Source organism: Desulfovibrio sp., assembly GCF_019422935.1.
Lineage (GTDB): Bacteria > Desulfobacterota > Desulfovibrionia > Desulfovibrionales > Desulfovibrionaceae > Desulfovibrio.
Map to the genome: position 1 here is coordinate 52,199 of NZ_JAHZCJ010000007.1, position 21,805 is coordinate 74,003.

At 60.5% G+C, this 21,805-nt stretch carries 17 protein-coding genes; 3 read left to right on the forward strand and 14 right to left on the reverse strand.

What is annotated here, in order from left to right:
• Positions 1–41: 41 nt before the first annotated feature.
• From QZ383_RS10070 to QZ383_RS10100, 7 genes are all read right to left on the reverse strand, one after another.
• The gene (locus QZ383_RS10070; RefSeq protein ID WP_291445117.1) at positions 42–875 is read right to left on the reverse strand and encodes a 4Fe-4S binding protein; all 834 of its coding nucleotides are present in this window, start codon (positions 873–875) and stop codon (positions 42–44) included.
• Entirely contained in the window at positions 872–1,396 is a 525-nt protein-coding gene (locus QZ383_RS10075; protein ID WP_291445118.1) for a 4Fe-4S dicluster domain-containing protein, read from the reverse strand. Before QZ383_RS10075 ends, QZ383_RS10070 begins: the two co-directional genes overlap by 4 nt.
• Positions 1,393–1,740, reverse strand: coding sequence for a hypothetical protein (locus tag QZ383_RS10080; RefSeq protein WP_291445120.1), 348 nt, complete (start codon positions 1,738–1,740; stop codon positions 1,393–1,395). Before QZ383_RS10080 ends, QZ383_RS10075 begins: the two co-directional genes overlap by 4 nt.
• Before the next feature lie 78 nt (positions 1,741–1,818).
• On the reverse strand, positions 1,819–4,089 hold the full coding sequence (locus QZ383_RS10085) for a nitrate reductase (RefSeq protein ID WP_291445127.1): 2,271 nt from the start codon (positions 4,087–4,089) through the stop codon (positions 1,819–1,821).
• Between the two features lie 110 nt (positions 4,090–4,199).
• Positions 4,200–4,646, reverse strand: a complete 447-nt coding sequence (locus tag QZ383_RS10090; protein WP_192112751.1) for a hypothetical protein — start codon at positions 4,644–4,646, stop codon at positions 4,200–4,202.
• Entirely contained in the window at positions 4,643–5,215 is a 573-nt protein-coding gene (locus QZ383_RS10095; protein WP_291445129.1) for a NapC/NirT family cytochrome c, read from the reverse strand. The genes QZ383_RS10090 and QZ383_RS10095 overlap by 4 nt, the downstream gene beginning before the upstream one ends.
• A 339-nt stretch (positions 5,216–5,554) precedes the next feature.
• Positions 5,555–6,469, reverse strand: coding sequence for a hypothetical protein (locus QZ383_RS10100; protein WP_291445131.1), 915 nt, complete (start codon positions 6,467–6,469; stop codon positions 5,555–5,557).
• A gap of 210 nt (positions 6,470–6,679) precedes the next feature.
• On the opposite strand from QZ383_RS10100, the gene uvsE reads away from it, so the two are divergent.
• Entirely contained in the window at positions 6,680–7,933 is a 1,254-nt protein-coding gene (gene uvsE / locus QZ383_RS10105) for a UV DNA damage repair endonuclease UvsE (protein ID WP_291445134.1), read from the forward strand.
• Positions 7,934–7,975: 42 nt separating this feature from the next.
• Here uvsE and QZ383_RS10110 read toward each other — a convergent pair whose 3' ends face one another.
• The 5 genes from QZ383_RS10110 to QZ383_RS10130 all read right to left on the reverse strand — a co-directional run bounded on the left by QZ383_RS10110 (position 7,976) and on the right by QZ383_RS10130 (position 15,737).
• Complete coding sequence (locus QZ383_RS10110; protein WP_291445135.1) at positions 7,976–8,410, reverse strand: GNAT family N-acetyltransferase; 435 nt, start codon at positions 8,408–8,410, stop codon at positions 7,976–7,978.
• A gap of 82 nt (positions 8,411–8,492) precedes the next feature.
• Positions 8,493–8,807, reverse strand: a complete 315-nt coding sequence (locus QZ383_RS10115; protein ID WP_291445137.1) for a hypothetical protein — start codon at positions 8,805–8,807, stop codon at positions 8,493–8,495.
• A gap of 21 nt (positions 8,808–8,828) precedes the next feature.
• On the reverse strand, positions 8,829–9,287 hold the full coding sequence (locus QZ383_RS10120; protein WP_291445139.1) for an MOSC domain-containing protein: 459 nt from the start codon (positions 9,285–9,287) through the stop codon (positions 8,829–8,831).
• A gap of 244 nt (positions 9,288–9,531) precedes the next feature.
• A complete protein-coding gene (locus tag QZ383_RS10125) occupies positions 9,532–13,752 on the reverse strand; it encodes a translocation/assembly module TamB domain-containing protein (RefSeq protein ID WP_291445141.1) in 4,221 nt (1,406 codons plus the stop codon).
• Positions 13,752–15,737: a BamA/TamA family outer membrane protein gene (locus tag QZ383_RS10130; RefSeq protein ID WP_291445142.1), complete on the reverse strand. Its 1,986-nt coding sequence runs from the start codon at positions 15,735–15,737 to the stop codon at positions 13,752–13,754. Before QZ383_RS10130 ends, QZ383_RS10125 begins: the two co-directional genes overlap by 1 nt.
• A 132-nt stretch (positions 15,738–15,869) precedes the next feature.
• Here QZ383_RS10130 and QZ383_RS10135 point away from each other — a divergent pair, with 132 nt between their 5' ends.
• Positions 15,870–16,217 (forward strand): DsrE family protein, encoded by a 348-nt coding sequence (locus QZ383_RS10135; RefSeq protein WP_291445143.1) that lies wholly within the window; start codon positions 15,870–15,872, stop codon positions 16,215–16,217.
• Between the two features lie 97 nt (positions 16,218–16,314).
• Positions 16,315–17,148, forward strand: a complete 834-nt coding sequence (thiM, locus tag QZ383_RS10140) for a hydroxyethylthiazole kinase (RefSeq protein WP_291445144.1) — start codon at positions 16,315–16,317, stop codon at positions 17,146–17,148.
• 135 nt (positions 17,149–17,283) lie between these two features.
• On the opposite strand, the gene QZ383_RS10145 is transcribed toward thiM, so the two are convergent.
• Both QZ383_RS10145 and typA read right to left on the reverse strand, forming a co-directional pair.
• Positions 17,284–19,245, reverse strand: coding sequence for a cache domain-containing protein (locus tag QZ383_RS10145; RefSeq protein ID WP_291445145.1), 1,962 nt, complete (start codon positions 19,243–19,245; stop codon positions 17,284–17,286).
• A 620-nt stretch (positions 19,246–19,865) separates the two neighbouring features.
• Positions 19,866–21,695 carry a translational GTPase TypA gene (typA, locus tag QZ383_RS10150; RefSeq protein ID WP_291445147.1) on the reverse strand — a complete coding sequence of 610 codons (1,830 nt, stop codon included), beginning with the start codon at positions 21,693–21,695 and terminating at the stop codon, positions 19,866–19,868.
• Positions 21,696–21,805 lie beyond the last annotated feature (110 nt).

Consider the following 21,805-nt stretch of genomic DNA (forward strand, 5'->3'; position numbering starts at 1 on the left):
AATACAATGCCATCACTGATTTAATAAACCTCGGACTTCACTTATTTTTTCAATATAACATTCCATCCCCGCAACTCCAGAGCCTTACCGTAGCTCGCGCAGGTATTGACGCAGTCGCCGCAGTGGGTGCAGTCCCTGCGCTCTGGCCCGCCCTTGCGGCGCGGATTCAGCTCAAGCGAGCAAGCCTGCTTGCAGGGAGCCTTGCCCTTGCAGGTGCAGTTTGCAGCCTGCCAGCCGATGCGCAGGCCCGGAGCCTTGGCGGGCAGGCATTGGGCAGCAGCGCCGAGCAGCACCGACTGCGGGCACACAAAGCGGCACCACAGCCTTTTGCCAGCCACAAGCTCAAGCGCCAGCGCCGCCAGCGGCACAGCCACCGCTCCAAGCAAAAGCCAAAAGTCCCCGCCCTGCCATACAAGCATGGGCAGGAGCGATAGCTCGCCCGGCAGCGAAACTATGCCCATTGCGGGAAAGCCCGCCACCAGAGCCGCCGCAAGCCCTGCCCCCAGCAGCAGAGCCTTGCCCGCAAACGCACGGCCTTCCTTCACGTGCGCGCCGCCTTGACGCCCACGCGCCCAGTGCGCCAGCTCGGAAAAAAATCCGTAGGGGCATATCCACGAGCAAAAAACTCTGCCCAGCACCAAGGCCAGCGCCAGCGAGATCAAGGCCCCGATCAGCAGACGCTCACCAGGTAAAAAGCCTGTGGCCGCAACCTGGGCCGCGCCAACCGGGTCAGCAAAGGGAATGCCGAAAAAATCCAGCGCAAAAAAACTGCCGCTGATCTGGCGCAGTTCTGCTGCATTGAGCCACGGCAGCATGCACAGCCCCGCTACCACCAGCACCTGCACGCCGCGCCGCGCCCAAGCGAGAATCTTCATGCCTTGCCTCCGGGCGATTTTTCCGTGGGAGCCGCCAGCGGCGGCACAAAGCGGGATGAAGCGGGAACAATCTCCACAGCTTGCACCGGGCAGACATAGTCGCAAATGCCGCACCCAACGCAGGCCGTGGTCATGGCAGGCACCAGCCCGCCGCTCAGCACCACGGCTGTTCCACGCAGGGGGCAGCGGTCGTAGCAGGTCATGCACATGGTGCCGGTTTTGTAATTATGGCAGCGGTCTTTAAGAATATAGGCCTGCCCCATTCCGACCCGCGCAATTTCCCTTACGCTCGTGTCCAACGCCCCTGTGGGGCAGACAGGCGGGCACTTCATGCAGAGGTAGCAGGGCTCTCTGCGGGGGCGCACCTGCGGCGTGCGCCGCGCGCGCCCCAGACCGCCAGCCAGCTCGATACTTTCGTGCGGGCAGACGGTCACGCACTTGCCGCAACGAACGCACTTGCGCAAAAAGGTTTCTTCATCCACAGCACCCGGCGGGCGCAGAGGCGGCACAAAAAGGCTCATTTCGTCTCCCTTGCCTGTTCCCCGCCCCCGCTATTGCCCGCGTCCGCGCCCGCATGGCGGCGCGGCTCATGCGCAGGGCAGCCCATGTGCCCTTGCACGTCCAGATCATCCTCATAATCGGCAAAGGCCAGATGCAGATCGTCCACCTCCGGCAGTTCCCGCAACGCCATGAGTTCCCTCTGGATTTTGTCCGAAGGCTGCTCCACCACGACCACCAGCCCGCCAATGTCCGCGCCATCCGGCGTGCGCTGCACATCCAGAATGCCTTCTCTGCCCTGCAAAGCCTTCTCAAGCCTTGCGCAGGCTGCTGCTGAAGCACTCAGGATTATTCCCGCAATAGCCATATTTCCTCCCGCGTTACCCCGCCCGCATGCCAAACACACGGACGGGGCCTTCACTCATATGGGGCTTACCGATGGGCGTTAAACCTTGCGAACCCGCGCGGCGCAGATCTTGTATTCCGGCTCGCGCGAACCGGGGTCGGTGGCGTCCAGAAACAGCTTGTTGACCAGCTTTTTGGGATCAAAAAACGGCACGGCCACAAGCCCTGGCCTGCACACATCGCTTACGCGCGCGGGCAGTTCCATTTTGTCGCGCCGGGTTTCCAGAATCACGTTGTCCCCGTGCTTCACGCCGAGGGAGGCGGCGTCCTGCTCGTTGATTTCCACAAAGGCCGCCGGGTTGGCCTTGAGCAGTTCCGGCACCTTGCCCGTCATGGTCGCGGTGTGCCAGTGGTCGATAACGCGCATGGAGGTAAGGTACAGCGGGTATTCGGCATCCGGCTCTTCCGCAGCGCCCTTGGCGGGCCGCATGAAGATGGTGGGCTTGCCGTCCGGCTTGCCGTAAAAGAAGAACTTGTCCGGATGATCGGCTGGCACCAGCGGATCATGCCCGCGCACAAAGCGCAGATTGGTGCCGGGGTGATCCTCCGAGGGACAGGGCCAGATGATGCCTGATTCTTTGCGCAGGCGCTCGCGCGTCATGCCGTAGAAATCATAGGTGGTGCCCTTGGCCACCATGCGCCATTCGTTCCACACGTCCTCGGCGTTTTTGAAGTTCACCAGCTTGGGGTCAACGCCCGCGCGCTTGGCGAATTCCACCAGAGTGTTCACTGTAGGGCGGCACTGGCCGGGCGAATCCACGGCCTTTTCGGTCAGTGAATACCGCCGCTCGCCGCAGCCGTACACGCCGTCACGCTCGCACCAGAAGGAAGGCGCAAGCACAAGGTCGGCGTATTGCAGGGTGACGGCATCGGGGAAGGCCTCAATGCACACGATGAACGATTCCGGATGCGACATGGCCTTGTGCACCTTGTTCAGGTTGGGCAGTGTGTGCGCGGGATTGGTCTCGCAAATGACCATGCACTTCACATCGCCCCGGCCAAGGGCCTCAAAAAGTGCCACGGTGTGATAGCCGGGATTGGGCGAAATGCGCCCTTCCGGCAGGCCCCAGAGTTTTTCCATCTCCGCCCGGTGCTTGGGATTGGGAATGGCGCGGCCCGCTGGCAGCAGATGCGAGAGCGCACCGGTATCGCGCACGCCGCCGCAGGCGTTGGGCTGGCCCGTGAGGGAAAAAGGCGTTGCGCCTGGGCGGCATATCTGCCCGGTCAGCAGATGCAGGTTGTGGATAAGGTTGTTGGCAAAAACCCCCTGCACGCGCTGATTGATGCCCATGCACCACAGGCTCATGGTGGCGGACGATTCGGCAAAGGCTCTGGCCGCCGAATAAATCTGCTCCACAGGGACGCGGCAGATTTCGGCTACTTTTTCAGGCCGGTAGTTTTCCAGAAAGGCCTTGTAGCCTTCAAAGTCCGAGGGTTTACCTTCGGCATCCACAAAGCTCACATAGCGCTGCCAGAAACGCGGGTTGTCCAGCTCCTCTTTGATGATGACCCAGGCCATGCTGTGCATGAAGGCCAGATCCGTGCCGGGGCGAAAGGCCACGTGCATGTCGGCGATGCGCGCAGTATTGGTGCGGCGCGGGTCGGCCACAATGATCTTGATGCCCGGCTCCACCTGCTTGCGGCGGGCAATGCGGCGAAACAGCACGGGGTGCGCCTCTGAGGTATTGGAACCGATGATGAAAAAACAGGTGGCCTGATCGATGTCGGCATAGGTGCCCATGGGCTCGTCCTTGCCGAAGGTGGTGGTATAGCCGCCCACAGCCGAGGCCATGCACAGACGGGGGTTGCCGTCCACGTTATTAGTGCCGAAGCCAGCCTTAAATATTTTGCTGGCGAGGTAGCTTTCTTCCGTCAGGCATTGGCCGGAGCCATACCAGGCAACTGAATTTGCGCCATACGTATCAATGCTGTGCCGGAATTTGGAGGCCATGAGGTCAAGGGCTTCATCCCAGCTCACAGGCTCAAGGGGGCCGCCCTTTTTGCGCCGCACCATGGGCTGGGTGACGCGCTCCTTGGAGTTGAGCACGGGAATGAGAAGCGAGCCTTTAAGGCACAGCAGGCCCGCGTTGTGGTTGTTGGGGTCGCCCTGAATGGCAACGGCCTTGCCGTTTTTAACGCCCACCATCACCCCGCAGCCGGTGCCGCAGTAACGGCACACGCCTTTGACCCATTTGTCGGGTTTCTGATCGTCCGCAGCAAGGGCGAGGGTTGGCAGGCCCACGCCCGTGGCCGCCGCCATAGCGGCAGACATGGCAAAAAAACGTAAAAAGTCACGACGCGATGAATTCATATCCGCAACCTCGCTGTTAGCTTGGCATGATTGTTTCTTTACTGCGGGCCGCCTGCTTGCGGGCTGGCCCACCCTGCGCTGCCAGATGCGGCGCATACCGCACGTGCGGGCTACCAGTCCGTCTTGCCGCTGGGCATACGGTATTCGTAAGCCTTGCCGTGCATGGGGCTCTGATGGTTGGGGTGACAGGCGGAACAGTCATCGCGCTTGCCAAACTTGGCCTCCATGCGCTGGATGGAAAGCGAATGGCAACGGGCGCAGACCTCAACCCCCGGCTTGCGGGTAAAGGGAATAGCCCCCTTGCCGTCTGGCATGCCGTGACAGGTCTGGCAACGCACAAGGGTGATGCCGTGCTTGCTCTCATACCATTCCTGCGCAAGGCGGGGGGTGCTCTTCATGTGGCAGGCGTAGCAATCGCCCGCCATCTGCGGAGAATCCAGATGCTTGGCCGCCTCGCAGCGCTCCGCAGGGAAGGCCCAGGCCATATACAGAAAATAGCCGCCCGTCAGCACCGCCAGGGCAAGCAGAACGATGAGCAGTTTCTTGTTACGAGTCATGGCCGTATCTCCTTGATTTTCTGTGCGAACTTCTGATTTGCGGGAATGCGCTCGTCAAATGCGGGCAAGTGGGCAAGGTTGCGATGGCAGCCCACGCAACCGCTGCGGGCCTGACCGTTCTTGCCCTCGTAATTGTCGTGCGCAAGGCGGCCCTCTGCCGAGATCGGCCCGTCCGCCTTGGCATTACGGGTCAAATCCTGATGGCAGGCGCGGCAGTTGGCATCGTCAGTAAAGCGGCGGGCAATGGGTTGCATGGCAGCCCGGTCAAGATCCGTACCGCCATCCACATTGTGAACCCACAGGTCTTTCATCCCCATCCATGCCTTGGCGCCGAGCATGCGGGCCAGATTGCCCGAAGGGATATGGCATTGCGAGCATCCGATGGCTTTGCCCTGTGCGTCCTTGGCGTGCGGTGAGAGCATCAGTTCATCCTGATACACGCGCATTTCGTGGCAGGACAGGCAAAACTCCGTCCGCGACGAATACGACACTCCCGCTGCCGCCAGGCCCACGCACGCGGCCAGGGCTATACAGCCCACAATCCAGACGCGCTTAGAAGGATACGGCATGGTTTTGGTCTCCATGGCTGATGGTGCCGCCATGCCAAAAGGGCATTCCCGTCCGGGGATATGCCTGCGGCAGGGCGCAAATTGTGAATTTCACCACAAAAAGCAAAAGAGGTGCCAAAAACCCTGTTTTGAAAATTTGTGTGATTAGCGGTAGTTCGTGATCTGTTGAAAGGCAGGGGCTTAGGATTTGTCAGAATAAAATGACAAAAATCATCTTATTCTGACAACATGACAACTGGAGCAGACAAAAAAACCGAGCCAACACTTTGGTTGGCTCGGAAATGTGAGGTGGGGCGGGGCATATCCCGGCCCTCAGACAGATAAAAAACGCGATAAAAACTATTTTTGCGCAGCAGCCGTATTTTTATAAATCCAGGTGCTGATCGCAGAAACCGCTTGTCCTTCTATACCCAAAAAGCCGTGCGCAGACATGCCCTGGCAAGCGTCAGCAATGGCATCCCCGTGCGAAAGGGCTATCACATCCTTGCGGGGCGCGTTTTTAAAGGCGCGCTGCAAACCCGCCACGCCGGAATACGGACTGACCTTACAGGCATCCTGCTCATTATGCAGAATGAGAACCGGGATGGAAACACGCCCCAGGTCCGCATTGTAGATGGTGGCAGGATTCTTTTTGCTGTTCTGCGTAACGGTGGAGCTGACCACCAGGGCATCGGCATTGCCGTGCTCAAGCCGCGCGGCGGTATTGGCCGCAGATATGGTGCCCCTGCTGGTTCCCACCAGCACCACGGGCACATGCCACTGTTTACGCACAAATTCCATGACCATAGCGGCATCCTGAGCCTGCTCCGCGCTTGTGCGGTAACTGTTGGCGCTCTGGTTGCTTATACCTGTTGGTACATCCAGCAGCACCGCCACCAGCCCCTCCCTGGCAAAGAGTTCTCTGGAGCGGGCCAGGAAATTCCCCTGAAGGCTTGTCTGATCCCCGTTTTCCGTCAATCCCAGACAGCCGTTGTCGCCCGCAAAAAGGATCACGGCGGCCCTTGGCTGTGCGGGCACATCCACCAGAGCGCGCAGTGCGCCCTGTTTGGCGGTTTGCCACTGCACAAAAAGGCGCTCGGGTGATGTGGAAAGTTTTTTCTGCACCACGCCCTGAGCATCAGCGCTCCAGGCGGGGCCGCACAACACGCTCAACAGCATCCCGCAAAAAAGGCACAGGGCAAAAAAAGGCTTCCGCCTCTGCGCACTTTGACGCGCGGCCAAGGCCACTGACGAATCTGAGCCAATACCGATCATTGCGCCTTCCTGTTGTATCCGGCGATCTTCGCCGCTCCTGAATCCCAGAGTGTTGCTGCCCTGCCCAGCGCCAGCAGCATCATATCCTTCACAAATGCCTTCTATTGTGTAAGGAAACCGTTAAGGAAACCTGCGTGTTGCAAACTGGCGCTGCTGCCGCTGTTTCCGCGTCCCCATTGTGGTTTGGTGCAAATCCGCTACAGTATGCCCATGATACGTTATGGATTTGCCTGCAAGACCATCGGGGTACCCGGCGCTGACCTGAGCGCCCTTACCCTTGCGCGGGCCACGCCCGAAAACATGCTCGCCGTGTGCCGCCATAACCTGCGCGCACTGGGAACCATATTGCGCTACTGCGCCTCGGCGCGCATCCCCCTGATGCGCATAAGCTCGGACATCATCCCGCTGGCCTCGCACCCGCAAAACACATTTGACTGGCGTGCCAAGCTGCACGAGGAATTTGAGGCACTGCGCGCAGTGCTGAAGAAAACCGGCATCCGGGTTTCCATGCATCCCGGTCAGTACACGGTGCTTAACTCCCCTCGGCAAGAGGTGGTGGAGCATGCCGTTGCCGACCTTGTATTTCATGCCGACTTTCTTGACGCGTTGGGGGCGGACGGCAGCGCCCGTATAGTGCTGCACCTCGGCGGGGGCTATGGCGACAGGGCTTCGGCTCTGGCTCGACTGACGGAAAACCTGCTGGCCCTGCCGCCGCACGTTCTGACCCGCATCTCTCTTGAAAATGACGAGCGCACCTTCACCATTGAAGATGCGCTGCATATCTGCAAAAAATGCGGCCTGCCTGCCATCTTTGACGTTTTTCACCATTCCCTGAATACCCCGGCAAAGGGGAATCTGGCGCACTGGCTTGATCGCGCTATGGAAAGCTGGAGTCCGCAGCAAGGCCGCCCCAAACTGCACTACAGCCAGCAGCTTGCAGGCGGTAAACCGGGCATGCACTCGCGCACCATTGCCATGCGTGAATTTATGGAATTTCATCAGTCGCTGGGTCAGCGCGAGGTGGATGTGATGCTGGAGGTGAAGGACAAAAACCTCTCAGCCGAAAAATGCATCCAGCTCACCAATTCTGGGCTGACGCGGCAGGAGCTTACGGCCCAGTGGGCCAGATACAAGTATCTGGTGCTGGAACGGGATCAGGCCGCCTACACGGGCATACGCGGCCTGCTCAAGGCGGAGACGCCCGATGCCAAGGGTTTTTATGCGCTGGTGGAGCAGGCCATGGAAAAGGAACTTTACGGGCCGCAGGCGCGCAATGCCGCCGAGCATGTATGGGGCTATGTGGACAAGCTGGCCTCGCCCGCAGAAAAAAAGCGCGCCCTGACGGGCATGGCTGAGCTGCAAAACGGCGTTGCCGCCCTGCCGCGCGTCAAACGCCTGCTGCTGACCCTGGCCGAACGGCATAAGGTGGAATACCTGCTGCACAGCATCTATTTTTATGTGTAGCAAAAAAAATTGGCGCAGGGCAGAACCGTGCGCCGAACGATGTCAGGCTGTTTCGCCCTGCCACTCCATGTGCAACAGGGGGTAGGGATTGCCCTGCCCATCCAGAGCCGACCGCCCCACCACCTTGAAACCCTGCCGCTCATAAAAAGCCAGAGCCTGCGGATTCTGTTCGTTCACATCCAGCGTCAGCCGGGAGTGCAAGGCCCGCACGTGCTCCAGAAGCGCCCTGCCCACACCGTGACGGAAGCAGCGCGGCTCAACAAAGAGCATTTCCACCTGCGTGCCGTTGCAGCCAATAAAGCCCGCCAACGGGCTGCCCGCAGCGTGTTGCGCGGAAGCAGCCTGCCCGCAATGCGCAAGCTCCGCCACCCATAAAACTTCCACGCCCGACAGATAGATGTTGCGCACATCATGAAACAGGCGTTCCATCTCGCCGGAAGGCAAAAATGGTGAGTGGCCTCCACGCTGCGCCGCCACAAATCCGCCAGGGGCATATGGTCGCAGGCCGTTGCCTGCCGAATGCGAACCTCGCAAGTACTGCCCAGTTCTTCAGCGCCGCTCATCGTCCACTCTGAGAAGCAACCCCGGCCAGCAGCCCGGCAGTGCGGTCTACACGCAGGGGTGGCACATGGCTTTGCACTTCAAGGGTAAACTGCTCCTTGACCAGTTGACCGCCGTCAAGCAGGGCGCGGGCGCGAGCCTCGCGGTCAGGCGCGGCCGAAACCAAAGCCGGAGCCGACTGCTCATGCCCGTTGGCGTACTTGGGCGAAAAATGTCTTTCGACCAGCGCCACGCAAACAGTATAAGCCACAAAAACCACTGTTACACCGCCGAGAAACAGCGCCGTGCGCCATAACATCTTGAGCGTTTCCATACATCTCCCGACCTGAAGGTGTTATGCAGGCGTGGCTACCCCGGCAGAGGGAGCCAATACTTCCATCATGTCGCCCGTGCGCACAGCGCCGCCGTGCAGCACCTTGGCAAAGACCCCCTGGGTGGGCATGATACATTCACCCATAGTGTGGAATATCTGGCAATGGCTGTGGCATTCCTTGCCGATCTGCGTAACTTCCAGCAGCACGTCATTACACGCAATGCGGGTTCCCACCGGCAGAGCGGCAAAATCAATGCCGTCCACTATCAGATTCTCGCCAAAACAGCCGTTGGCGACCAGAGCGCCCCTCGCCTTGAAGGCCTCAATGGCCTGCCACGAAAGCAGACTCACCTGACGGTGCCAGTTGCCCGCATGTGCATCGCCCTCAATGCCATGATTTTCAATAATATTTGCCTGATCCACGGCCTTTTTGGCCGTGCCTTTTTTCTGGCTGGTGCAAATGGCTATGATCTTGCCCATACTACATTTCCTTTACAGTCTTTATGCCTTGCCGCCTGCAAGCGGCTGCCCGCAGTCTGCCCCAGATAGGCGGGTGCGTCCAGTCCGGCGGCAAGCCTGCGGCCTGACACATCAAACATGCTTGCCCACCCGCCATATTCGCAGGCGGAAAGCCGTGCACGCAGGCACGTGAGCCGCCGAGCTATCTAATAACACTATTTACATATGTTATCACAAGCCGCGCCGCCCGCCAAGATGAACGGCCTCAGTAATTATACTTCCAGGTCAGGCCGCCCTTGGTGCTCTGCTGCTCGGTGCGTAGTTCAAGATTGGCCTTGGGGGTCAGCTCCAGCTGAATCACAAAGGCGGTTGTGCCCTGCTTGGCGCCCTGCTGCACACCCACATAGATATCTTCCGTGAGGTACTTGCCCATCTCCACCGAGCTGCCCGCCGCCATGCCTTCGCCGCCTTGGCCCGACTGGCCCGTCCCGGTTGTGCCGGGAGCGCCGGAATTGAAACGCAGCACATCGACGCCCAGAGCCTGACGTGCAGAATCCAGCACCCCACCGCCGCCGCTGCCCGAGCCAAATCCTGCCAGTTGCGCCACGGCTGCTGCCAGACGCAGATTTTCAAACCGCCCAAGCTCACTGGCACTTTTGCCAAAAAGTATCTGGGCAAGAATTTCATCACGCGGCATTTCAGGGTCGCTGCTCAGGATCAGCTGCATTTTGCGCACCGTGCCCACAATGCTGATATTGGCCATGAGCGCAGGGGTCTGAGTGGTCAGCATGATATCCAGCAGAGGATTGGAGACAGCCCCGCCGCCAAAGGTCACAGCGCCCCGCGCCAGCTTGAAATTTTTGCCCAGAATATCAAGGCTGCCTTTTACGGCGCTAAGTTGGCCGGAGATCAGCGGTTCGGCGGGCGTGCCGCCCACATGCATATCTGCCTTCCACTCGCTCTTGAGGCCAAACCCTTCCACGACAAAGCGGCCGGGGATGACAATGCGCAAGTCCAGCAAACCCGCATTGCCGCCAGAGGCGGGAGCCGTTGAGGCCGGGCCTACGGCAGCGGAGGATGCGGCCTTTTTGCCCTGCGGCGCGGCAGGTGTGGGCGGTTCATGCCCTGCTCTGGCCCAGGCGGGCGAAACCTCGCTGATGGGCAAGGTGGTGATGCTGGTGCCCACGTCAAGATTGTTAAGCAGCACAAGGCCCTGATTCACGGTGACGGTTCCTCGCACTTCGGGCGCTGCGGCGCTGCCAGCCACAGAAGTCTGCGCGGAGAGTTCCACCCGGATATCGCGGCGTCGCAAGGGGCGCAGATGGTCAACCACGGCCTTGAAATCAAGCATGCTGCCGTCAAGCCTGGCCTGCCCGGTGATGCGCGCTGTACCGCCCTGCCCATCGGCAGCGCCAAGGTTCAGACGGGCAAGCCCCAGTGCGCCGCCACGGCCTTCTTCAAGATCAAGCCGCATATTGATGCCCGTGAGCAGCACACCGTACTGCAAATTTTCGTAACGGGTGTCGTCCATGCGCACAAAGCCCTTGGGGGCCGGGGCTTCAAGACTGCCGCCCACATCCAGCGAAAGCGCAAGCCGCCCCGCAAGCCGCTGGTCAGCCACAGGCATCAGGCTCCACAAGGGAGCCACGGCCCCGTTCCAGCGCACTGACGCGCGTAACGGCCCCTGCATGTTCGGGCTCGGCAATCCGTCCGCCCCGAAAAGAAGGGGCAAACGGGCCTCCACCCGGCATTCCGTGCCGCCCAGAGCCGCCACCGTGGCCTGATCCGGCATGAGACGCAGGGCCAGAGCGCCGCCGCCAGCGTTGTCCCGCTCAAGCCTTCCTGTCAGCGCAAGGTTCATGGGTTTGAGCGCCGCACCCGGCACCACAAGGCTGCGCACGTCAACGCGCAGATCCCCTCCGGGTTGGGCCGGAGTGCCGGTAAGCCGCGCGCTGGCCTCAAGCTCGCCCTTAGGCAAGGCCGGGATCAGCACATGCCAGGGCCCGAGCGAAAGATGTTCAAGCGTGAGGCGCATATCAAGCTTTTCCGGCCCAAGGGCGGCCTGCGCCCGCAATCTGCCAGAAGGCTTCATGGTTACATCAAGACCGCTGACCTCCAGATCGCCCGCACCGTAGCGTACTGTGGCCCCTGCCGCCGCGCGCAGGCCCAGCTTTTGCGCGGGCAGGTCAAGGTCAAGGCGGCGCAGTTCAAGCAGGCCGGGCTGCCAGCGCACGGCACAACGCGTTGCGGCAAATCCGTTTGTTTCGAGGTTGGCTTCCAATGGCCCGAATATGGAACCCTGCGCGCGCAGCTTGGCACCAAGGCGGATAGCCCCGCTGCGTACCCCGGCGAGGTCAAGCCGGGCGGTAAGCAGGCCCTTGCCAAGGGCATCGGTCAGCACCGCCTCGCCCTCCAAACCCTGGACTTCCAACGCCGGGTCTTTGCCTGCCCTGTAGGCCAGCCTGGGCACACGCCAGCGAAGTGTGGCCTGCTGGGTGTACGCGCCCTGCGAGGCCGGAGGCTGCGTTGCCTGGGCCCGAGAATTTTTATCTGGTGAGTTTTGAGCAGCTGCGGGCACCGCAGATTCCGCCCGCTGCGAAACAAATTCGAGGGAGAGCGCGGCGTCTCCGTCCAGCCGCGCCCCCGGCAACATGGCGGACAGCGCCTGCCAGTCGGCCACGCGCACGTCCAGCTTGCCGTCCACGCGGGGCATGCCGCCCGCCAGAGGCGGCAGGGGCAAGGCCGCACTCACCTGACCGGAACCAGCCACGCCCAGCAGCTGGCATTGAAGATCACGCACGCCAGCGCGCAAAAGAGCATGCCCGTCCGCCTTGTCGTTCAGAGCAAAAAGCGTTGCACCAAGGCGCTGTGGATGGGTATCCACCACGGCGGAGGCCTGCACCTTAACGGTCAGCTCCGCTGCCTGCTCAGTATCTTTTTGGCCGGGGTCTGACAGCCCGACTTCTGCCGGAGCTGCACCTGTCTGCTTGAGAGCGCCAAGCAGCACCCGCCCCCAGTCGAGCGGCGTGGATTCCAGTTTCAGGGAAATATCCGCAAGGGCGTGACCGCCCAGGTTCCACGCGGGGCAAGCCAGCGTTATCTGCGTGTCTGGAGTTTGCAACGGCCCCTTTGCCGTGATGCGCAAATGGGCGCGTTCGGGCAATACGGCACCGCCATTTGTGGAAGGAGCGGCGGCTGATGCGGATGCGGATTTTTCAGCAGCGTCTTTATCCACATCAGCTTTCTCGCCCAGGCTGGCCTGAATATCCACATCCAGAGGCCCGTCCAGCCAGGAAGTGGCCTCGCCAGCGTCCCACTTTGCGTGACCGGCAAGATGCAGAGGCCCGGCTTCAACGTTGATGCTCTCCAGCGCAGCGCTGGCCCCGGCAGCTTCGCCACCTGCGGTGGGAGCCGTCACGCGCGTCGCAAGGCGCAGCCGCGCATTGGCGCCTTCACGCAGCAGAGTAGCAAGCACGCCTGATTCGGCGGACAGATCATTGGCCGAAGATATCTTTGCGGGGAAACTTGGAGGTGGGCTTGCAGAAGAATCATCGGCAACAGGGCCGGAAGCCCTGCGCACTATCGAGGCAAGCTCGGCTGTGGCATCAAGTGCAAGAATTTTGCCCACGCGGGAGGGGGCAAGAGTAAGACGGGCTGTTGACTCCACCCCGTAGATTGCCGCCCCTGCCACCTGCAAAGGACTATTGTCCGTGCAGGCGATTCTGACCAGCAGCGATGCTTTCGCACCCTGTGTTCCAGCCACCAAACTCAGGTTGGATTCAAGACTGGCATCGTTAGCAGCGGGAGTCTCCCCACCCAGCAAAGCTTGAGGCAAACGGGCATTGAGGATGTTCAGCCCTTCAAGGCGCACCTGCGGCAACCAGCCCGGCAAACCGCCAAGCCTACGCAGGGCATCACCCAGCATGGCGCGCAAGGCCGCCTCCGTCAGGGGCGGCGCAGGCGCAGGAACGGGCGCGTCCGGCAGTATGGGCAAGCGCAACAGTTGCGCGTCATTTACATATACGGAAGCAATACGCACGACCGAAGGCAGGGCGCGCCAGTCCCATTGCACGCGGCAGTCCGGCAGGCGCATCCACAGGCCGTCACTGTCGAGCAGTTCCAGGCCAAGAGAAAATTCAAAAGGCAAGGAGCCGGAAAGATGGGTGATGCGCGCCCGCCCCCCGGCAGGCGGCGCGCCGGATTCCGGCGCGGCCTCCATAGCCGTATTGATTTTTTCCGTCAGCCAGCCCTGCACGGATTCGCTGCGCAGGGCCGCGAGGGTTGCGGCAAGGGCAACTGCGCACAGCAGCACGCACAGGCCCAGCGCCCAGCCTGCGCGACACAGCCACTTGCGAAAAGGGCCACGGCCCCCACCAGAGGGTTTCCTGTGGGCGGGCTGACCCGCATTGGAGGCAGCCTTGCCGCCCAGAGCGGCAGATGCGGAAGAAGAGGAAGACGGCGGGGCCGCGCTGTGTTCCTGATCCATCAGAAAGACTGTCCTATGCTGACGTAAATCTGCACCGGGGGATCGCCGTCAATGGGCTGCAAGGGAAAGCCCACATCCAGCCGCACAGGGCCGATGGGCGTATAGTACCGCAGGCCAAGGCCAGCACCCCAGTTCATGTCGCCGATGATGCGCGGCAGCTCGTCCCTGTAGACCATGCCGCCATCCAGAAAAGGCACAATGCCCACATCCTCGGTAATTTTATAGCGCGCCTCAAGATTGACCACCTGATAGGAACGCCCCCCCAGCGGCTCGTCCTTGTGGTCACGCGGGCCGAGCGACTGATAGGCATAGCCGCGCACAGAACCCGCCCCGCCCGTGTAGTAGCGCAAACTGGCGGGAATGGTGCGCAGCCCTGCGCCAGCAAGCCCCCCGGCCTCGACCCTGCCCGCCAGCACAAGCTTGTCGTCCGGCAGGCCGTCCTTGCGGAAAGGGGCGTAGTAGCCGCTGGCGGAAACAACGCCTGTCATGACGTTGAACGATTCGCCGTAAAAACCCGTGTAGGGCTTGACCTTGACCGCAAGCTCCGAGCCGTCGGAAGGATTGAGGATATTGTTGCGCGTGTCGCGCCGCAGCCCCACGCGTGGGCCAAAGAATCCGTAGCCCTTGGGATCCTGCTCGTTATCCTTGATGGAGCCGCTTTCGCCCCCAAGCCCTGCGCTGCCCCACCACTGGCGCGAAAGCCGCCGCTCGATGTCGCCGGAACCGCTGCCCGCAATTTTTTCGTAGGCGCTGGTATCTTCCCGCAGGGTGGAGCCTGTGACGAGCAGTTTCTGCTCCCTGGCCATAAAGGCAGGCTTTTCAAACACAGCCTTGAGGCCCTGCGTTTCCGTAGCCAGAGGTGCCGTGAGCGTGAGCTTTTCACCATTGCCGAAGACATTGCGGTTCTCCCACATGCCTTCCACACCGAGGCCCGTATCCGTATCATACCGGGCGCTGGCCCCCACCGAATGGAAGGGCGCTTCCGCCACGGTCACTTCCAATGGCAGCACGGAGGCGCTTTCGCGCCCTGCGCCCCAGGCGAGATTTTCTTCCAGTGGTTTGACCTGCACGGAGCGGAACAGGCCCAGACCGCGCAGCTTGTTGGCGTAGTCTTCCACCATGTCCGAATCCCACGGTTCCTCGCCCACATTCCAGGGGGCGAGCCGCTGTACGTATTCGGCGTTCACTTCCTTTGCTCCGCGCACTTCGATGCGGCCCATGAGCGCCGGAGGGCCGGGCCGCACCAGGATATCGGCATTGAGTTTGCGGGCCTCGCGGTCAAGGGTGTAGCTGGTATCCGCCACTGCGGCCAGGGGATAGCCCTGCCGCCGCAAGGATTCTGGCAGGGCATCCACCGCCGCGAGCAGGTCATCGGCGGCAATAGGCTTGCCAATGGCTACGCCGGGCAAAACCGTGGGGAAGGACGGCGGGGGCACGGGTTCCGTTTGCAGCCCCCAAAAGCCCACCTCACGCTGCCGGTTGCGAAAAAACTGCGGGATGTCAGGTTCCGGGTCGTAATACACATCGGCGCGGCCAAGGCTGTAGCGCTTGCCCGGCGAAAGAACGAGGTCGACAACAACGGGCGAGGCGTCCTTGTCTATTTGAACGGAAGCAAGGCCGTCATAATAGCCTTGGGAGTGCAGCAGGCTTTGCGCGCTGGCGGTGTCGGCTCTGGCGCGCCTTTCAAGTGCCAGCAGGCTGTCTGGCGGCTCCTTGGCAAGCTGCACAAGCTGGCTTGAAGCCTTCATCTGCCCTGCCAGAGAATCCGGGCCATCCTGCACCTTGATGCGCACCTTGTACGGCACTGGCTTGCCCTGCCACGCCGTTTCCAGCCCCGGCGGCGCTGGCTGCGGTTCTTCCGCAGGCGCGCGGGCCAGCAAACCGCAGCCCCCGGCGCACAGCAGCAACACCAAGACTGCGAGCGCTCGCAGCAGGGTAAGACAGTACGCCCCTTGGGGCCTTGGTTTGCCAAGGTTAAAAATCATACCTAACCATACGTTGCCCCGCCGCATGAATCAAGAACCATTCGCAACTGTTGCTTGCAAAAAACTGCCGCTTGGCTAGGATTGTTGCAACAGGCCTTGCAGCCTGCGCAACGCATAACAACAGGAAGAAGTATGAATTACGATCTCTGCCTGCACATGGACAGCAAGGACCCCGCCATTCTGCGCCTTGTTCTTCGTAATGCGGCCAACTATATCAAAGCCCTGCCCGAAGAACGCTTTCAGCTTGTGGTTGTAGCCAACGGCCCGGCCGTCACCCAGTTCGTCAAGGGCAATGAAGAATTCCGCGCCATTGCGGCCCCCTTGCAGGATCAGGGTCTGCGCATTCTGCTGTGCGCCAATGCCCTGGCCGACAACAAGATCGACCATGCCGACATCTGGCCCGGCTGCGATGTTGTGCCCGCCGGTCTTGTGGAAATTGTGCGCCTGCAACGCGAAGGTTTCGCCTACATCAAGCCCTAGGACGGACTACGTTTCTGTGGGCATCTGCGGTGTCTGAGCGCATTCTATCCTGCGCTTTTTTTACTATTGCTTCCGGTCTGGCCGGGGGAGACTGAGCATGGAATGCTTTGGGGAAATTCTCGATATGGTGCGCCGCCAAAGCCCCGTGGTGCACAGCATTACAAACTATGTGACAGTCAATGACTGCGCAAATATCATTCTGGCTGCGGGGGGATCGCCCATCATGGCTGATGATGCGGCGGAAGTGGAGCAGATTGTGGGCCTCAGCTCGGCTCTGGTTCTCAATATCGGCACACTCAACACCCGCACGGCGGCGTCCATGCTGGTGGCGGGCAAACGCGCCAATGCCCTGAACATTCCCGTTGTGCTCGACCCTGTGGGCGCTGGCGCTTCCAGCCTGCGCAATGAAACGCTACGCACCCTGATGCAGGAAGTGCGCTTTGCCGTCATCAAGGGCAACAGTTCTGAAATCCGTTTTCTGGCGGGCGATAAAGCCACGGCGCGCGGCGTTGACGCAGATGAAGGCTCGCTGGTTTCAGAGAACAACCTCGCCGCCTCGGCCCGCATGGCCATGGGCATGTGCGCCGCCACTGGTGCGGTTATCATCATCAGCGGGCGCATCGACATTGTGGCCCACTCAAAAGGGGCCTGGGCCGTCAGCAACGGCGACCCGCTCATGACGCGCATCACGGGCGCAGGCTGTATGACTGCCGCCGTGGTGGGCTGCTGCGTGGGCGCTGCCCCGGCCGAGCTGCCGCAGGCCTGCCTGTGCGCCATGTGCTCCATGGGCGTGGCCGGGGAGATCGCCGCAGAAAATATGGGGGCCGTGGGCGGCGGCACAGGCACCTACCGCACTCTGCTGCTGGATGCCATGAGTTCCCTTGACGGCCCCGCCATCACCTGCCGGGGCAAGGTACAGCACATAGCCTGACCTGCGCTCCAGAGTTCAACTACTCACAAAGCCCTCTGCCGCTCGACATTTGAGCGGCAGAGGGCTTTTGCAATTCTGGCTTCGGGCTGGCAGAAAAAACTTTTAGCTCAGCTTACGAATGGATGAGTTACTGCTCTAAATGGGCAGCCGCACAACGCAGAGTACATCGTTGGCGTAGCGCCCATCGCGCTTGTATTCGCGGTAGCCGCGCGAGCGGGCGCAACCCACGGCATACAGCACGCCATCCACAGATTCGAGCTGCGAGGTGCATTCGCCCTGCCCAAGGGCCACCCACTGGGGCCGCAGCTCACAGCTTTCGCCGGGGAGCATGTGCGGCTCGCTGGCAGCCACAAGGGTTCCGCCCGCCTCGGCAAAAAAGCTTGCCGCCCCGGCAATCACTTTGCCGTCCCCATTCTTGGGCAAAGTATCGCCCAGCATGTCCGCAAACTGCGGCAGGGAATCAAAAACAATGCCTATGCCGCCAACGGCCTGTCCCCCCTGTGGTGCAAACACGGGGGCGCTGTAAACGTAGGTTGGTTGCGCAGCGCCCTTGGGGTGATACAGCTCTGTGGCGCGAAAAGGCGAGACGGAAAAATCGTCCGAATCCTTGAGCGACAACGTACGGCGCACATACTCTTCGCCTATCTGCTGCCCGTAAAGGCTGCGCTCCCCAACCTGCGAACAGGCCACAACGGTTCCGCGCGCATCGTAGAGAAACAGGTTGGAGTACACCGTATAATAGCTGTTGATGTACTCCAGAATATCTTCAAGTCGGGAGAGGTCGCCCCTGCTGACGGACGGCTGCGCAAGGATACGCCGAAAATCCGGCGTCAGCGCCCACCAGCGGCAGTCGTTGGCCCGCTCATACAGGTTACGATCCATTATTTCCACGGTGATGGATGCCAGAAACGAGGCATCGTTCAAACGCGAGGCCGTGACCGTTTTCAGCAGGCCATCGGTGAAATAATGGAACTCATGCTCCATTTCGATGCCCATTTTACGCACGGCATCCAATATGGGCGGCAGGGCCTGGGCGGCATGACGCTCGTCTTCCCGCGCGTTGCCGCTTTGACGGGCGGCCATAATCTGCCCGTTGAGCGCCGCCAGCGTCAGGTCGCCCATAACATCGCCAGCCTGTTCTTCAATGCTGGTCAACTGGGCGGAAAATCCCGCCTCCCGCCGCACGAGGGCAACATCAATCCCTTCTGCCGCCTTGCTGGCAAAAGCGCTTTGCGCGTTGCGCAGTACGTGGGTTTGCCATGCCTGCCCCTCATAGCCCTGATACCCTTCTGAAGGACGCGAGACCGCCAAGGTTGCCTTGCTGGCATGGCTTGTCACGGCAAAGCTATCCTCCGGGGTGCGGGCAAAGGTGCGCCCAGTGGGAACCATGCGCGTATCACTGCTGGCAAAGGCCTGGCCTTTTTCGTCCAGCAGCAGAATGACCATATCCTGCGCAAAACGCGCCATGCCCGCAAAGAGGTCAGCGGTTTCTCCATCCATATCAAAGACAAGGCAGAGCACACCCAGAGGGTCGGCGACGCCTTCGGCCCGGATGGCATGGGAATATACAAGGGCCGACCTGCCATCGGGGGCGAGATCTGTGGGCCGAAATGTTTCCACAAATTCCCGCGCGCCCAGAGTCTGCCTGACCAGCGGATCGTTTGAGGCGCTCACAGGCCTTTTGGTATCAAGCTGCACGCACACCCGCCCCTGCGGATCAAGCACCAGAATGTCGCGGTACACGCTGTATTTGGAGCGGTAGGCCGCTAGCCGGGCGCGCAACGTGGGCACATCGCATGCGCCGCTCTGCAAAAAGCCCACAATTTCGCCATCTGTTGCCAGAAAGCTCACGTCCGCAGTGCGCTCATAAAGATTGCGCTTGATGATATCCATAACCACCTGGGCTACGGGCGACATTTCGCGCACGGCTTTTTCAAGCAGCTTTTCGCCCAGCATGCTGGTCATGTCCTGCCTCAGCAGGCCAAACGTATCGCGGGTCTTGAAGATAAAATCAAAGAGGGTGGCGGCAATGGCGTTGCAGTTGATCTTGCCCGTGAGGGCGATCCACGTCCATTGCCGTTCCAGTTGAGAAAACACCGTGTGGCATCGCCTGATATCAGGCATAAAGGGAATCAGCTGCTCTACGGCCTCTTTCGTGGACGCATGGGGGTCGCGCACAATCACCTCGCTCGGATTTTCTCTTGGCGCCGCAACGCAGAGCAAAAAAAACGAACAGTTAATAATCCGTTGCAAATTACAGTAGCTGTATCAAAACTCAAGCGGGGGGCAAAGAACCTGTGAAAAATTTACTCAAAAGTCAATGCTACTCTGATTTTTTTTAAGGAGGCATTTGGGCGCATTTAGAGGTTTGTCTTATTAAAAATGATAAGCAACAAACTGCAAATTTGTTAGCACACTATCCATCCATGACAGTCAAATACATTCCATATCTTTGCATTTAAGCATGTATCCAATACACATAATCAAATTATTATTTGTACTACGGACAGAGCAGCACACCCTACGCTTATCGTCAGCACAATAAAAACTTAAGGGCATTTGTCTGAAAGGCATCGTCAATTAGAGCAAAAAAAAATCCTTCCCACACAAAAAATTCATGTGAGTGGCGCAAACAGCAACACCCCCGCAGGGCATTGCCCTACGGGGGTGAACTATCTGAAGAACGGCAAAGACATGCCGCTCGCGGTGTTGAGGCTTTAGCTGTTCTTGCGCTTGCCTGCGGTCTGGTAGCGCTTCATGGCCGAAAGCTCGGCCTTGCGCAGACGGATGGAAAGGGGCGTGACTTCCACCAGTTCATCTTCGCGCACAAAGTGCAGGGCGTGTTCAAGGGTCATTTTTTTCACCGGGGTGAGGGTGACGTTTTCGTCCTTGCCCGAAGCGCGCAGGTTGGTGAGCTTCTTTTCCTTGGTGGGGTTCACGTCGATGTCGTTATCGCGGTTGTGCTCGCCCACGATCATGCCCTCGTACACCGGGTCGCCGGGTTCCACAAACAGAACGCCGCGCGGCTCAAGGTTAAAGAGGGCATAGGCCACGCCAGCGCCAGCGCGGTCGGCAACGATGGAACCCGTGTAGCGCGTGGGGAAGTCGCCGCGCCATTCTTCGTAGCCTTCCACATAGGAGTTCATGATGCCGGTACCCTTGGTATCGGTGAGGAACTCGTCGCGGTAGCCGATAAGGCCGCGCGAAGGCACGCTGAATTCAAGGCGCACACGGCCCGTGCCGTTGTTGACGCAGTTGAGCATGCGGCCCTTGCGCTGGGCCAGCTTGTCCGTCACCACGCCCATGAACACTTCGTCGCAGTCCACGTACAGGCGTTCAATAGGTTCAATGACCTTGCCGTTTTCGTCCTTGCGCAGGATAACTTCGGGGCGGCCAACGGAAAGTTCAAACCCTTCGCGGCGCATGGTTTCGATAAGGATGGCCATCTGAAATTCGCCACGGCCCTTGACCAGGAAGGCGTCGCGGTCTGCCGTGTTTTCCACGCGAACGGCCACGTTGCGCAGGGTTTCCTTGACCAGGCGGTCATAGATGGCGCGGCTCTGCACAATCTTGCCCTCGCGACCGGCCAGGGGAGAGCTGTTGATGCCAAAGCGCATGGCCACGGTGGGTTCGTCCACGCGGATGCGGGGCATGGCGCGGGGATTGTCGCGGGTGCAGATGGTATCGCCGATGGTCACATCTTCAATACCTGCCAGAACCACGATATCGCCGGGCAAGGCCTTTTCCACTTCCACCACCTGCAATCCATCATACACCTGAAGCTTGGTGGCGCGCAGGGGCTTGGCCTGACCGTCCTCGCCAATGCAAGCCAGGGCTTCCTTGGCATAGACCGTGCCGTGCATGATGCGGCCCACGGCCAGACGGCCCAGATAGTCGGAATAGTCGAGGTCGGCAACCAGCATCTGGAAGGGCTGCTCGGGGTCATAGCTGGGGCCGGGGATGTACTTAACAATGGCATCGAACAGAGGCGAAAGATCCTTCTGCTCGTCGTCAATGTTGTTCATGGCAACGCCAGCGCGCCCAATGGCGTACAGCACGGGGAATTCAAGCTGGTGCTCGTTGGCATCCAGATCAATGAAAAGGTCGTAAATTTCGTTGAGCACTTCCTGGGGGCGGGCGTCCTTGCGGTCAATCTTGTTGATGACCACAACCACGGGCAGACCAGCCTCAAGGGTTTTGCGCAACACGAAACGCGTTTGCGGCAGCGGCCCTTCAGAGGAGTCCACCAGCAGGATCGCGCCGGTAGCCATGGAGAGCGAACGCTCCACTTCACCGCCAAAGTCGGCGTGGCCAGGGGTGTCAATGATATTGATCTTGACCCCTTTCCAGTTGACGGCGCAGTTCTTGGCGGCAATGGTGATGCCGCGTTCGCGTTCCAGATCCATTTTGTCCATCACGCGGTCGTCAACCTGCTGGTCGGCGCGGAACACGCCGCCCTGCTTGAACAGACCGTCCACGAGGGTGGTCTTGCCGTGGTCAACGTGGGCGATAATGGCGACGTTACGAAGGGATTCATTGTGCTGCATGGCTTTGTGCCCTTAAAAAACACTAGGTAGTGCGGTTTTGTTCCCCGCCGGGGGGAGATTCCGACTGGCAGCGAAGCTGCGCCAGTTCAGCGCCGGGTGCGGCCGACGCA

Excerpts from the sequence above, each read along its gene's own strand:
- QZ383_RS10070 (WP_291445117.1), bottom strand. The coding sequence starts at position 875 with ATGAAGATTCTCGCTTGGGCGCGGCGCGGCGTGCAGGTGCTGGTGGTA.
- QZ383_RS10075 (WP_291445118.1), bottom strand. The coding sequence starts at position 1,396 with ATGAGCCTTTTTGTGCCGCCTCTGCGCCCGCCGGGTGCTGTGGATGAA.
- QZ383_RS10080 (WP_291445120.1), bottom strand. The coding sequence starts at position 1,740 with ATGGCTATTGCGGGAATAATCCTGAGTGCTTCAGCAGCAGCCTGCGCA.
- QZ383_RS10085 (WP_291445127.1), bottom strand. The coding sequence starts at position 4,089 with ATGAATTCATCGCGTCGTGACTTTTTACGTTTTTTTGCCATGTCTGCC.
- QZ383_RS10090 (WP_192112751.1), bottom strand. The coding sequence starts at position 4,646 with ATGACTCGTAACAAGAAACTGCTCATCGTTCTGCTTGCCCTGGCGGTG.
- QZ383_RS10095 (WP_291445129.1), bottom strand. The coding sequence starts at position 5,215 with ATGCCGTATCCTTCTAAGCGCGTCTGGATTGTGGGCTGTATAGCCCTG.
- QZ383_RS10100 (WP_291445131.1), bottom strand. The coding sequence starts at position 6,469 with ATGATCGGTATTGGCTCAGATTCGTCAGTGGCCTTGGCCGCGCGTCAA.
- uvsE (WP_291445134.1), top strand. The coding sequence starts at position 6,680 with ATGATACGTTATGGATTTGCCTGCAAGACCATCGGGGTACCCGGCGCT.
- QZ383_RS10115 (WP_291445137.1), bottom strand. The coding sequence starts at position 8,807 with ATGGAAACGCTCAAGATGTTATGGCGCACGGCGCTGTTTCTCGGCGGT.
- QZ383_RS10120 (WP_291445139.1), bottom strand. The coding sequence starts at position 9,287 with ATGGGCAAGATCATAGCCATTTGCACCAGCCAGAAAAAAGGCACGGCC.
- QZ383_RS10125 (WP_291445141.1), bottom strand. The coding sequence starts at position 13,752 with ATGGATCAGGAACACAGCGCGGCCCCGCCGTCTTCCTCTTCTTCCGCA.
- QZ383_RS10130 (WP_291445142.1), bottom strand. The coding sequence starts at position 15,737 with ATGATTTTTAACCTTGGCAAACCAAGGCCCCAAGGGGCGTACTGTCTT.
- QZ383_RS10135 (WP_291445143.1), top strand. The coding sequence starts at position 15,870 with ATGAATTACGATCTCTGCCTGCACATGGACAGCAAGGACCCCGCCATT.
- thiM (WP_291445144.1), top strand. The coding sequence starts at position 16,315 with ATGGAATGCTTTGGGGAAATTCTCGATATGGTGCGCCGCCAAAGCCCC.
- typA (WP_291445147.1), bottom strand. The coding sequence starts at position 21,695 with ATGCAGCACAATGAATCCCTTCGTAACGTCGCCATTATCGCCCACGTT.